Below are 12,165 nucleotides of genomic sequence, written 5' to 3' on the forward strand. Positions count from 1 at the left end.
CGGCCTGTCTGGCGGCGATCTCGGCCAGTCTTGCGCTCTCCGACACGCTGACCGGAGCCGCGCAGCTGGCGCTGGGGCGACGCAGCTGCTGCGGATGGCCTTCTGGCGCAGCCGGACCGTGGCGCAGAACCCGCTCCTTGCCGCACTGCATCTGGCGATGCTTGGCACCGGGATCGGTGCGCTTTTGCAGGGGGCGGCGGCCTTTGGCTGGGGCGAGGAAATCGGCGCGCTGCATGTCAGCGCGATTGCAGGCGTCGGCGGCATGATCCTGGCCGTGATGAGCCGCGCGACGCTGGCCCAGACCGGCCGCCCGCTTGTCGCGCCGCGCCCCGTTGCGCTCGCCTATGCGCTGCTGCCGTTTGCGGCCCTTGCGCGCTGGAGCGCCGCCAGCTTCGCCGAGGCCTATGGCCCCGGCACCCTTGCCGCCGCCGCGCTCTGGTGCCTTGCCTTCGCGCTTTTCGCCCTCAGCTACGCGCCCGCCTTTGGGGGCCGCGCAAACCCTTGATCGGCGCGGGATTTCCTGTCTTTCGGTGGGCACCCGGCCAGAAGCAAAGGAGCCTGCCGTGACCCTGCGCCCCCTTTTCTTCGCGGCCAGTGCGGCGCTTGCGCTGCTCGCCCCCATCGCCCCCGCGACATGGGCCGAGACGCCCACCGAAGGCCCGACCCTTGCCGCGCCCGCGCCCTTCAGCTTTGACGCCTTGGCCGCCCGCGCCGCCGTGATCGCCCGCGCGCCCTATGTGCCCAGCCCGCCGCGCCAGCCCGAGGTGCTCGCCCGCATCGATTTCGACGCGCATTGGAAAATTCGCTACCGCAAGGACAAGACCCTGCATCAGGACGGCGTGCCGGTGCAGTTCTTCCACATGGGCACCTATTTCCGCCAGCCGGTGAAGATGTTTGCCGTGCATAACGGCGCGGCGCGCGAGGTCGTCTATTCCCCCGACCTCTTCGACATGCCCGACGACAGCCCGGCGCATGATCTTGCGCCCGATGCGGGCTTCGCGGGCTTCCGCATCCTGCGCCCGGATCTTTCGGGTGACTGGATCTCCTTCCTTGGCGCCTCCTACTTCCGGACCGAGGGGGCGCTGAGCCAATTCGGTCTTTCGGCGCGGGCCATCGCCGTCGATACTGGCCTGCCCTCGGGCGAGGAATTCCCCCGCTTCACCGAGGTCTATCTGGAAGACGCGCCCGAGGGGCAGGCGATCGTCACCGCGCTGGTCGAGGGGCGCAGCTTGGCCGGGGTCTGGCGGATGGTGATCACCAACCGCGCGGGGCAGGGGCAGGTGATGGCGGTCGAAAGCCGTCTTTACCTGCGCAAGCCGGTGGCGCGGCTCGGCATCGCGCCGCTGACCTCGATGTTCTGGTATTCCGAGACGAACCGGCTGCAATCGCTCGACTGGCGCCCCGAGGTGCATGACAGCGACGGGTTGTTGATCGCACCGGCCGAGGGCACGCCGATCTGGCGCGCGCTCGATGCGCCGGGCAAGATCGTCACCACGCGCTTTGCCGGGCCCGCGCCGCAGGGCTTCGGTCTTGTGCAACGCGACCGGAATTTCGATCATTATCAGGATGATGGCGTCTGGTATGACCGCCGTCCCACGGTCTGGGTCGAACCGACCTCGGACTGGGGCAGGGGGGCGGTGACGCTGGTCGAGCTGCCGACGCATGACGAGACGAACGACAATATCGTCGCCTTCTGGACGCCCGAGACCCTGCCCGCGCCGGGGCAGGAGCTGCGTTTCGACTACACCCTGCACTGGGTCGACAAGGCGCCGCTGCAAACCGATCTGGCGCAGGTGGTGGACAGTCGCATCGGCGCGGGGGGCAATCCGGGCCAGTCGTTGCCGAAGGATCAGATCAAGGTGGTGCTGGATTTCGAAGGCCCGGCGCTGGAAGGCCTGGGCGAGGCCGATGCCGTGCAGCCTGCGATCACAGCGCCGAAGGGGGTCGAGATCATCAACCCCTTCGCCCATCCGATCCGCGGCACCGACCGCTGGCGGCTCGTTTTCGACGTGAAGACCGCACCCGGCACCGAGACGGTCGATCTGCTGGCCACGATCAAGCGCGGCGGTCGGGCGCTGAGCGAGACCTGGGCCGGGGTGTTGCATCCTGCGCAGATCGAGCGGCTGCGGTAAGCGCCGCACCGCTGATGCAAAAGGCCGGGGTTTCCCCCGGCCTTGTTCGTTTCTGACGCGTCGCTCAGCGGCTCGGCACCGGAACGTAGTCGCGCTGCACCTTGCCGGTGTAAAGCTGGCGCGGACGGCCGATCTTGCCCGTCGGATCGCCGAGCATTTCCTTCCATTGCGAAATCCAGCCCACCGTGCGCGAGAGCGCAAAAATCGGGGTGAACATCGCGGTCGGGAAGCCCATCGCCTCGAGGATGATCCCCGAGTAGAAGTCGACGTTCGGGTAAAGTTTCTTCGAGACGAAATATTCGTCCTCGAGCGCGATCCGTTCCAGTTCCTTGGCGACCTGCAGGATCGGGTTGTCGTGCACGCCGAGCAGGTCGAGCACCTCGTCGGCCGATTCCTTCATCACCTTGGCGCGCGGGTCGAAGTTCTTGTAGACGCGGTGGCCAAAGCCCATCAGGCGGAACGGGTCGTTCTTGTCCTTGGCTTTGGCGATATATTCCGGAATGCGCTCCACCGAGCCGATTTCGCGCAGCATCTCGAGGCAGGCTTGGTTCGCACCGCCATGCGCTTACCCCAAAGGCAGGCGATCCCGGCCGCGACGCAGGCAAAGGGTTCGCCCCGAAGAGCCCGCCAGACGCACCGTCGAGGTCGAGGCGTTCTGTTCGTGATCGGCATGCAGCATCATGATCCGGTCCATGGCCTTGGCCAGTTCCGGTTTCACCACATAGGGTTCGGCGGGGACCGAGAAGCACATGTGCAGGAAGTTCGCCGCGTAATCGAGATCGTTGCGCGGATAGACGAAGGGCTGGCCGATCGAATATTTGTAGGCCATCGCGGCGATCGTCGGCAGTTTCGCGATCATCCGCATCGCGGCGACCTCACGCTGCCACGGGTCGTTGATGTCGAGAGAGTCGTGATAGAAGGCCGACATCGCGCCGACGACACCCACCATCGTCGCCATCGGGTGGCTGTCCCGGCGGAAGCCGCGGAAGAACATGGATCTGTTCGTGCAGCATCGTGTGCCGGGTGATCCGGAACTCGAAATCGGTCATCTGCTTTTCGGTCGGCAACTCGCCGTTCAGCAGCAGGTAGCAGACTTCAAGGTAATGCGACTTTTCGGCCAGTTGCTCGATCGGATAGCCGCGGTACAGAAGCTCACCCTTGTCGCCGTCGATATAGGTGATCTCCGATCGCAGGCGGCCGTCGAGGTGAAGCCGGGGTCGAAGGTGAAGACGTCGGCCTGCGCATAAAGCTTGCGGATGTCGAGCACATCCGGCCCCACCGAAGGCGACAGCACCGGCAGATCGTAGGTCTTGCCGTCAAGCGTCAGCGTTGCCGTGCGTTTCGTTTCAGCCATGGTTCCCTCTCCATTCATCCGGCGGGCCACGCCGGTGCATCCTTCCCGGTTCCCGCGGGCCGGTTCCCGACGAACCGGCTGCGGGAGAGGGCGGCCGGGCCTCAGGCCGCCTGATCGCTCAGCCGGGCCAGCACTTCCTCGCGGCCCAGCAATTCCATCATGTCGAAGACCGAGGGCGTTGCCGCCCGTCCCGCCAGCGCTGCCCGCAAGGGCGCCGCGATCTTGCCAAGGCCCAGTCCATGCGCCTCGGCCACACGCGCGACCACGCTTTCGAGCTCACGCACCCAGCTAGCATTTTGCAACTGCGGCGTCAATTCTTTCAGTATACCACGGGATACCGGATCAAGCGATCCCATCGCCTTCTCGTCGATCTCGACGGGGCGGGAAATCAGGGCGAAGCGCGCTTTTTCCAGCAGCTGACCAAAGGTCTTTGCCCCGGATTTCACCACGGGCAGCGCCTTGTGCAAAGCCGCAGATTGAGCCTGCGTCAGCGCAGGCAGGTTCGCCGCCTCCAGATAGCCCGAAATCTGGGCGATCAGATCGTCCTCGGCGATCTGGCCCATGTGATGGCCGCAGACATTTTCGAGTTTCTTGAAATCGAGCCGCGACGGCGCGCGGCCGATTCCTTCCAGTTCGAACCATTCCTGCGCCTGCGCGTCGGTGAAGACCTCGTCATCGCCATGGCTCCAGCCCAGACGCGCCAGATAGTTGCGCATGCCCGCGGCCGGGTAGCCCATCGCCTGATATTCTTCCAAGCCCACCGCGCCGTGACGCTTGGACAGTTTCTTGCCGTCGGGGCCGTGGATAAGCGGGATATGCGCGAACACCGGCACCTCCCAGCCCATCGCGTGATACACCTGCATCTGCCGCGCCGCGTTGATCAGATGGTCGTCGCCCCGGATGATATGGGTAACGCCCATGTCGTGGTCATCGACGACGACGGCAAGCATGTAAGTAGGTGTACCATCCGAGCGTAAACAAACCATATCGTCGAGCTGGTCGTTCCGCACCGTGACCTCGCCCTGCACCTTGTCGGCAATCACCGTCGCGCCGTCGCGCGGCGCCTTCAGGCGGATCGCATAGGGCGCATCCGGGTGCGTCGACGGGTCAGCGTCGCGCCAGGGCGACTGGAACAGTGTCGATTTCCCCTCGGCTCTTGCGGCCTCGCGGAAGGCTTCGATTTCGTCCTGGCTCGAGAAGCACTTGTAGGCGGCGCCCCGGGCCAGCATCTCGCGCGCGACTTCGGCGTGCCGCGGCGCACGGTCGAACTGGCTCACCACCTCGCCGTCGAAATCGAGGCCGAGCCAGTCGAGCCCCTTCAGGATCGCCGCCGTCGCCTCGGGGGTCGAGCGCGCGCGGTCGGTATCCTCGATCCGCAGCAGGAAGGTGCCGCCGTGACCGCGGGCAAACAACCAGTTGAACAGCGCCGTCCGGGCGCCGCCGATATGCAGATAGCCGGTGGGCGAGGGGGCGAAACGGGTGACGATCTTTTGCGACATTGCGGCCTTTCTTGCGGGCTCCGGGACCGCCGGAGGGCGCGTTTTAACCTTTTGGAAACCATGAAGCCCGTAGGCTTGCTTGAGGGTTTCTCTAATGCAGGAGAGGGCGACAGGACAAGTGGCGCAGGCATCCCCCATGCACCCCGGCGCGACAAGGCTCCGGCTTTCGGGGCTTTGGGGGGGCTTGGCCGATCCCCTGGCGGCGCTTGATCGGGCGCAACTCGACTGGGTGCTCTGGGCGCCTTTGGGACTTGGGACTGGCGTCGGGCTTTACTTCCTGCTGCCCTTCGAGCCCGGCGTGCCCGTCTTCGCCGCGGCTGCCGCGGTGATCGTGCTGGCGGTGCTTTGTGGCTGCGCGGCCCGGGCTTCCTGCACCTGCCCGCGACGCTTCTGGTGATGGCCGCGCTTGGGCTGATGTCGGCCAGCTGGCGCGCACATGCGGTGGCGGCTCCGGTGCTTCCTTTCAACTATTACGGCCCGGTCGAGGGGCGGATCATCGAGATCGACCGCTCGGCCCGTGACGTGATCCGGCTGACGCTGGATCAGGTCAGGCTGGCCAAGGTCGCGCCCGAGGCCCGGCCCGCCAAGATCCGCATCGCGCTGCATGGCGATATCGCCCGCCTTGCGCCCGAGCCGGGTCTGCGCGTCGCGACGACCGCACACCTCAGCCCGCCCGCCGAGCCGATCGCCCCCGGCGCCTGGGATTTTCGCCGCAACGCCTGGTTCGAGGGGCTGGGGGCGCTTGGCTACACCCGCAGCCCCGTGGTGGTGATCGCCCCGCCCGCAGACGATTGGGGGCTGGCCGCGCATCGGATGCGGATGCGGCTTTCGGCAGCGATGCAGGCGCGCATCGGTGGTCAGGCCGGGGCGGTCGCGGCGGCGCTGATGACGGGCGATCGCTCGGGGATTGCCGAGGCGACGAATGCGACGATGCGGGCCTCGAACCTCTACCACATCGTGTCGATTTCCGGGCTGCACATGGGGATGCTGGCGGGCTTCGTCTTCGGGGCGCTGCGCTGGGGGCTCGCGCTGATTGGCCCCTTCGCGCTGATCTGGCCGACAAAGAAGATCGCGGCAGCCGTCGCGCTGGCGGCCTCGACGCTTTATCTTTGGGTCTCGGGCGGCGATATCGCCACGCAACGCGCCTGGATCATGACGGCGGTGATGCTGACGGCGATCCTTGTCGACCGGCGCGCGCTGAGCCTGCACACGGTGGCGCTGGCGGCGATCTTCCTTTTGTTTCTGTGGCCCGAGGCGCTGACCGGCCCCGGCTTTCAGATGTCCTTCGCCGCGACCGTGGCGCTGATCCTGATGGCGGCACCCTGGGCGGCGCATCATCATCGCCTGCCGTGGGTGGCTCGCCCGGTGATCATGCTGGTGCTGACCTCGCTCATCGCGGGCTGGCGACGGCGCCGATCGCCGCGGCGCATTTCGGGCGGATGTCGCAATACGGCATTCTCGCGAACCTGCTCGCGGTGCCGGTGATGGGGATCGTGGTGATGCCCGCCGGGGTCGTCGCGGCTTTATTGGCGCCGTTGGGTCTGGCTGGTCCGGCACTCTGGCTGATGGGGCTCGGCACCGAATGGGTGCTGGCGGTGGCCGAGTTCGTCGCGGGTCTTGCCGGGGCGCAGACCTTCCTGCCCGAGCCGCCCGGTTGGGTGCTGCCAGTGCTGGCCCTGCCGCGGGCGCTGCCGTGCTGTCTCGTGGGGCGTTCCGCTCGGCGATGGTCGCGGTGCTGTTGCTCGCCTTCGCGGGCTGGGGGCTCGCCTCGCGTCCCGCGCTGCTCATCGCCCCCGAAGGCGCGCTTGTCGGCCTGATGACGCCCGAGGGGCGGGCTTTGTCGAAAGCCGCGCCCAGCTTCACCGCCGAGGGCTGGCTTGAAGCCGATGGCGATGCCGTAACGCCGAAAGAGGCCGTTGTTCGGACGGGGTTCAGTGGTCCGAAAGGGGCAAGACAGGCCGCATGGCAGGGCAGGGCGCTTGTGCATCTGACCGGCAAGGCGGCGCTCGGAAATCTGGAAAAAGCCTGCCGGGACGGGGCCTTGGTTGTTCTTGATACGATCGCGCCCAAGGGGTTCAAGGGCGATTGCCAGCTTTACGACGCGCGACGGCTGGCCCGCACCGGCGCGCTTGCCTTTGACGCGGCGGGGCAGAGCCGCGCGGCCCGGGCCGAGGCTGGGCACCGGCTCTGGACTGACCGGCTGAAACGGAAAAGGCCGCCCGAAGACCGGACGGCGCCAGAGCCGGATCTGCCCGCGGGCGATCAGTAGCTGCGGATAAGCCCGACCAGACGGCCTTGCACCTTCACCTGATCTTCGCGCAGAAGCCGCGTCTCATAGGCCGGGTTCGCGGCCTCAAGCGCGATCATCCCGCCGCGCCGGTAATAGCGCTTCAGCGTCGCCTCGTGATCCTCGATCAGCGCGACGACGATATCGCCATTCTCTGCCGTCGACTGGCTGCGGATCACCACGATGTCGCCATCGTTGATCCCCGCCTCGATCATGGAATCGCCCTTGATTTCAAGCGCGTAATGCTCGCCCCGCCCCGCGAGCATCGAGCCCGGAACGGTGACGTTATGCGCGACCTCGGCAATCGCCTCGATCGGCACACCGGCCGCAATGCGCCCCATCATCGGGATATCCAGCGCCGCGGCCGAAACCTCCATCAGCCGCGCGGCGGATCGATGCGGCTGCCCGGGATCACCGTCGGGTTGAAGCCCGGCTGCGTCTGCAGCCCGCGTTCCGCCTCGGCCGCGCGTTCCATCGACTCGGGCAGTTTGACGATTTCAAGCGCCCGCGCGCGATGCGCCAGGCGCCGGATGAATCCGCGTTCTTCCAGAGCCGTGATCAGCCGGTGAATCCCGATTTCGAGCGCAGATCCAGCGCATCCTTCATTTCGTCGAACGAGGGCGGAACTCCATCCCGCGCCATGCGCTTTTGGATGAAATCCAAGAGTTCCAATTGCTTGTGTGTCAGCATCCGGTTGCCCCCCGCTCGCGTCAGTGCCCGACGTTCCGCAAGTGTTCTAACCCCGTTCCCGTTTCGTGTCAATGACACCCCCGGGCTCGGCGTTAATGCACTGGCAAGGGTTGTGGCGGTTTCAGGGCGCCGCGCGATAGGGGCCGGACTTGCCGCCGTCTTTCGACAAAAGCCGTATCCCCTCTATATGCATCGATTTTTCGGTGGCTTTCAGCATGTCATAGAGCGTCAGCGCCGCACCCGAAACGGCGGTCAGCGCCTCCATCTCGACCCCGGTCGGGCCGGTCGTCTTCACCGTCGCCTCGATCCGCACGCCGGGCAGGGCCGGATCGGGCGTCAGCTCGACCGAGACTTTCGACAGCGCCAGCGGATGGCAGAGCGGGATCAGATCGGCGGTCTTCTTCGCCGCCATGATCCCCGCGACGCGGGCAATTCCCAGCACGTCGCCCTTTCCGCCGTGCCGCGAGCACCAGCGCCAGCGTTTCGGGCGCCATCACGATGCAGCCCTCGGCCACCGCGACCCGGGTCGTCGGCAGCTTCTCGGACACGTCGACCATATGGGCTTTGCCCGCGGCGTCGAAATGGGTCAGCATGCCAGAAGCGCCTTCGTGGCGGCGGCAACATCGGCCTGTCGCATCAGGCTTTCGCCGATCAGGAAGCGCCGCGCGCCGACCGCGGCCATCGCGGCCATGTCGTCGGGGGTGAAGATGCCGCTTTCGCAGACCAAGTCCCGCCCTTCCGCCAAGATCGTCGGCGCAAGCGCGCGGGTCACATCAAGCGTCACCTCGAAGGTCTTCAGATTGCGGTTGTTCACCCCAAGCAGCGGAGATTTCAGCCATTTCAGCGCGCGGTCAAGTTCGGCGCGGTCATGCACCTCGATCAGCACATCCATGCCCCAGCCCGTCGCCGCCGCTTCCAGATCGACCGCCAGCGCATCCTCGACCGAGGCCATGATGATCAGGATGCAATCGGCGCCCCAGGCCCTGGCCTCGGCGACCTGATAGGTGTCGTAAAGGAAATCCTTGCGCAAAGCGGGCAGGGAACAGGCGTTCCGCGCCGCAATCAGGTACTCCGGCGCGCCCTGAAAGCTGGGCGTGTCGGTCAGGACGGACAAACAGGCCGCGCCGCCCGCCTCGTAGGCCCGCGCGAGGGCAGGCGGGTCGAAATCGGGCCGGATGAGCCCTTTCGACGGCGAGGCCTTCTTGATTTCCGCAATCAGCCCATAGCCTTGCGCGGCCTTCTGGCGCAAAGCTTCGGCAAAGCCGCGGCAGGGCGCCTGCGCCTTGGCCTGCGCGTCAAGCTCCGCCAAGGACACACGGGTTTTCGCCTCGGCCACTTCCTGAAGCTTGTAGGCCTTGATCCGGTCGAGGATGTTCGTCATGCGCCCAGCACCTCGCGCAGCGCCACAAGACGCGCCTTGGCGGCCCCGGAGTCGAGACTTTCCGCCGCCATCGCGGCCCCCGTCTTCAGATCGCCCGCCTTGCCCGCCACAACCAGCGCCGCGGCGGCATTCAGCAGCACCGCATCGCGGTAAGCGCCCTTGCGGCCATCCAGCAAATCATTGAACGCGCGCGCATTCTCGGCCGGTTCGCCGCCGATGATCGCCTCGAACGGATGCGTCGGCAGACCGGCTTCCTCGGGGTGGACCTCGAATTCCGAAATCTCGCCATTGCGCAGCGCAGCCACCCAGCTCACCCCGCAGATCGAGAGCTCATCGGTGCCGTCCGAGCCGTGCACGAGCCAGGCCGCCTCCGAGCCGAGCGCCTTCAGCACCTCGGCCATCGGCCGGATCCAGGCGCGCGAGAACGCCCCGGTCAGCTGCCGCTTCACCCCGCCCGGGTTCGTCAGCGGCCCGAGCAGGTTGAAGACTGTGCGCGTGCCCAGCTCGACCCGCGCCGGGCCGATATGCTTCATCGCCGGATGGTGCATCGGCGCCATGAGAAACGTGATCCCGGCATGGGCCAGCGCCTTTTCGGCGGCCTCCGGCCCCTTCATCACGTCGAGCCCCATCGCCGTTAGCGCATCCGCCGCGCCCGACTTGGACGACAGGTTGCGGTTGCCGTGCTTGGCGACCGGCACGCCCGCGCCAGCGACGACGAAAGCCGTCGCGGTCGAGATGTTCAGCGTGCCCTTGCCGTCGCCGCCGGTGCCGACGATGTCCATCGCCCCCTCGGGCGCGGCGATCCGGTGCATCTTCGAGCGCATCACCGAGGCGGCGGCGGCGATCTCATCCACCGTCTCGCCACGGGTGCGCAGCGCCATCAGCAACCCGCCCATCTGTGCGGGCGTCGCCGCGCCCTCGAAGAAGATCTCAAACGCCGTTTCGGCCTCGGCACGGGTCAGCGGGCGGTCGGCGGCAAGGCCGATCAGGGGCTTGAGTTCGCTCATGCGCTCACCTTCACTTTCGCTTCCGTCAGGAAATTGCGCAGCATCGCGTGGCCATGCTCGGAGGCGATGGATTCAGGGTGGAACTGCACCCTCGATCAGTTTGGTGCGATGCCGCAGCCCCATGATCATGCCGCTGTCGAGCCATGCCGTGACTTCAAGGCAGTCGGGCAGGCTTTCCCGCTCGACGATGAGCGAGTGATAGCGCGTTGCCTGAAACGGGCTCGGCAGACCGGCGAAGACGCCTTTGCCCTCGTGATGGATCGTGCCCATCTTGCCGTGCACGATCTCGCCCGCGCGGATCACCTTGCCGCCGAAAGCCTCGCCAATGGTCTGATGGCCAAGGCAGACCCCATCAGCGGCACGCCCGCCTCGGCCGCGGCGAGCGTCAGCGGAATGCAGATCCCGCCTGCGCCGGATCGCAGGGCCCGGGGACAGCACGATCGCTTCGGCACCCAGCCCCATCGCCTCCTGCACATCCATGGCGTCGTTGCGCACCACCTTCACATCCGCGCCGAGCGCGCCGAAGTAATGCACCAGGTTCCAGGTGAAGCTGTCGTAGTTGTCGATGAGCAGGAGCATGCGCAAATCCTTCTGGCCGCCCGCATTCTGGGGGTGAACCGGGTCAGGCGTCGCGGTATAGATGTTCAGAGCAAGCGGCCGGGGTCAAGCCTTCAAGGCCGCGATCTAGGCGCGCAGAAAGCGGCAAAAAGGTCGAAGAGGGGCAGGATGGCTGGCGGTCTGATCAAGGGCATGGTTGCGGGTGTGGTCGTCTCGGGGCTGGGGCTGGGCGGGGTCTCGCTGGTGATGCCGTTGCCGCAGCAGGGTCTGGGCAAGACTGCGTCCCCCGACGCCACGCCGTCTCAGGCCGTGGCCCTGCCCGAGGCCTCCGAATTCGCCCGCACCGGGGTTGAAGCTCCGCCTGCGGCCCCCGCCGCAACGCCCGTGCCCGAGGAAACGCCCGCCATCCCCGCCGCCCCCGCCCAGACGCCGGTCATCGAGACCGCGCCCGCGCCGGCAACCGAGCCGCCCGCGAAACCCGAAACCGCCGAAACGCCGCCGGTGATCGCGCCGCCGCCGCAAACCCCCGCGGTCGCGCTCGAGACCCCGCCGCAGGCCGAGCCCGCGATGCCGGTGCCGCCGCCGGGCGAGGCCGCGGCCCCGATCTGCCCCGGCCGAAGCTGCGCCTGCGCCCGCCGCGAGCGGCGAGATCACCTTGATGCCGGATGGTGCCGTGGTGCCGCAAAGCCCCGCGCGGCCCCGGGTGATCGTGCCGGGCGACAGCGCGGGCTTTGCCGCGGCCGCGGGCACGAAGGTGAACCGCCTGCCGCAGATTGCGCAGCCGCAGGGAGTTCCGTTCCGCCCTCCGGCACGCCGGTCAAACCCTTCGGCAAGACGGAGGCCGCGCCCGCCGAGGTGCCGCACCCCGCGCCCGAGGACACCGGCCCCGCGCTCGAGCGCTTTGCCGCGCCCTTCGTCGCCAAACCCGGCAAACCCAGCGTGACGGTGCTGCTGGTCGATGTCGGCACCCTGAAGGGGGGGCTTGATCCGCAGACGATCGCGGCGCTTGGCGATTGGGTGACGGTGGTGCTGGATCCCGCCGCGCCCGGCGTGACCGAGGCGGCGCAAGGCTACCGCGACGCCGGGCTCGAGGTCGCGATGCTGGCCGATCCCCTGCCCGAAGGGGCGACGGCGCAGGATCTGGAAGTGGCGCTGGCCGCCTGGCATCAGGCCGTGCCGCAGGCGATTGCGCTTGTGGAACCGGAAACCCCGGTGCTGCAGGGCACGCCCGTCTGCTGACGCAGGTGGAAAAGGCGC

The 12,165-nt window shown here is 67.4% G+C and carries 10 protein-coding genes and 5 pseudogenes; 6 read left to right on the forward strand and 9 right to left on the reverse strand.

Features of this window, described 5'->3' with window-relative positions; translation table 11 throughout:
• Positions 1–94: 94 nt before the first annotated feature.
• Together ACTTAI_RS07960 and ACTTAI_RS07965 are read left to right on the forward strand one after the other, a co-directional pair.
• A complete protein-coding gene (locus tag ACTTAI_RS07960) occupies positions 95–505 on the forward strand; it encodes an NnrS family protein (RefSeq protein ID WP_444455229.1) in 411 nt (136 codons plus the stop codon).
• Between the two features lie 58 nt (positions 506–563).
• Entirely contained in the window at positions 564–2,132 is a 1,569-nt protein-coding gene (locus ACTTAI_RS07965) for a glucan biosynthesis protein (RefSeq protein ID WP_444455197.1), read from the forward strand.
• Between the two features lie 64 nt (positions 2,133–2,196).
• Here the strand turns inward: ACTTAI_RS07965 and gltA are convergent.
• From gltA to gltX, 4 genes and pseudogenes are all read right to left on the reverse strand, one after another.
• A pseudogene (gene gltA / locus ACTTAI_RS07970) lies at positions 2,197–3,126 on the reverse strand (citrate synthase).
• Positions 3,008–3,325 carry a citrate/2-methylcitrate synthase gene (locus ACTTAI_RS07975; protein WP_444455712.1) on the reverse strand — a complete coding sequence of 106 codons (318 nt, stop codon included), beginning with the start codon at positions 3,323–3,325 and terminating at the stop codon, positions 3,008–3,010. The pseudogene gltA and the gene ACTTAI_RS07975 overlap by 119 nt, the downstream one beginning before the upstream one ends.
• Complete coding sequence (locus ACTTAI_RS07980; protein ID WP_444455230.1) at positions 3,208–3,486, reverse strand: hypothetical protein; 279 nt, start codon at positions 3,484–3,486, stop codon at positions 3,208–3,210. The genes ACTTAI_RS07975 and ACTTAI_RS07980 overlap by 118 nt, the downstream gene beginning before the upstream one ends.
• A 101-nt stretch (positions 3,487–3,587) precedes the next feature.
• Positions 3,588–4,985 (reverse strand): glutamate--tRNA ligase, encoded by a 1,398-nt coding sequence (gltX, locus tag ACTTAI_RS07985; protein ID WP_444455231.1) that lies wholly within the window; start codon positions 4,983–4,985, stop codon positions 3,588–3,590.
• Positions 4,986–5,169: 184 nt separating this feature from the next.
• Between gltX and ACTTAI_RS07990 the strand changes: the two genes are divergently transcribed.
• From ACTTAI_RS07990 to ACTTAI_RS08000, 3 genes and pseudogenes are all read left to right on the forward strand, one after another.
• Positions 5,170–5,382, forward strand: coding sequence for a hypothetical protein (locus tag ACTTAI_RS07990; protein WP_444455232.1), 213 nt, complete (start codon positions 5,170–5,172; stop codon positions 5,380–5,382).
• Between the two features lie 17 nt (positions 5,383–5,399).
• Positions 5,400–6,601 (forward strand): annotated as a pseudogene (locus tag ACTTAI_RS07995) (ComEC/Rec2 family competence protein); the annotation flags it as partial.
• 77 nt (positions 6,602–6,678) lie between these two features.
• Positions 6,679–7,254, forward strand: coding sequence for a hypothetical protein (locus ACTTAI_RS08000; RefSeq protein ID WP_444455826.1), 576 nt, complete (start codon positions 6,679–6,681; stop codon positions 7,252–7,254).
• Here the strand turns inward: ACTTAI_RS08000 and lexA are convergent.
• The 5 genes and pseudogenes from lexA to ACTTAI_RS08025 form a co-directional block, all read right to left on the reverse strand.
• Positions 7,248–7,962 (reverse strand): annotated as a pseudogene (lexA, locus tag ACTTAI_RS08005) (transcriptional repressor LexA). The gene ACTTAI_RS08000 and the pseudogene lexA overlap by 7 nt on opposite strands.
• 121 nt (positions 7,963–8,083) lie before the next feature.
• Positions 8,084–8,555, reverse strand: a pseudogene (gene moaC, locus ACTTAI_RS08010) (cyclic pyranopterin monophosphate synthase MoaC).
• The gene (gene trpC, locus ACTTAI_RS08015; RefSeq protein ID WP_444455202.1) at positions 8,549–9,343 is read right to left on the reverse strand and encodes an indole-3-glycerol phosphate synthase TrpC; all 795 of its coding nucleotides are present in this window, start codon (positions 9,341–9,343) and stop codon (positions 8,549–8,551) included. The pseudogene moaC and the gene trpC overlap by 7 nt, the downstream one beginning before the upstream one ends.
• Entirely contained in the window at positions 9,340–10,350 is a 1,011-nt protein-coding gene (gene trpD / locus ACTTAI_RS08020; RefSeq protein WP_444455203.1) for an anthranilate phosphoribosyltransferase, read from the reverse strand. The genes trpC and trpD overlap by 4 nt, the downstream gene beginning before the upstream one ends.
• Positions 10,347–10,929: pseudogene (locus ACTTAI_RS08025) on the reverse strand (anthranilate synthase component II). The gene trpD and the pseudogene ACTTAI_RS08025 overlap by 4 nt, the downstream one beginning before the upstream one ends.
• 147 nt (positions 10,930–11,076) lie before the next feature.
• Here ACTTAI_RS08025 and ACTTAI_RS08030 point away from each other — a divergent pair.
• Entirely contained in the window at positions 11,077–12,147 is a 1,071-nt protein-coding gene (locus ACTTAI_RS08030) for a hypothetical protein (RefSeq protein WP_444455233.1), read from the forward strand.
• Positions 12,148–12,165: the final 18 nt, after the last annotated feature.

It is taken from the genome of Rhodobacter capsulatus (genome assembly GCF_052363175.1).
GTDB lineage: Bacteria > Pseudomonadota > Alphaproteobacteria > Rhodobacterales > Rhodobacteraceae > Rhodobacter > Rhodobacter capsulatus_D.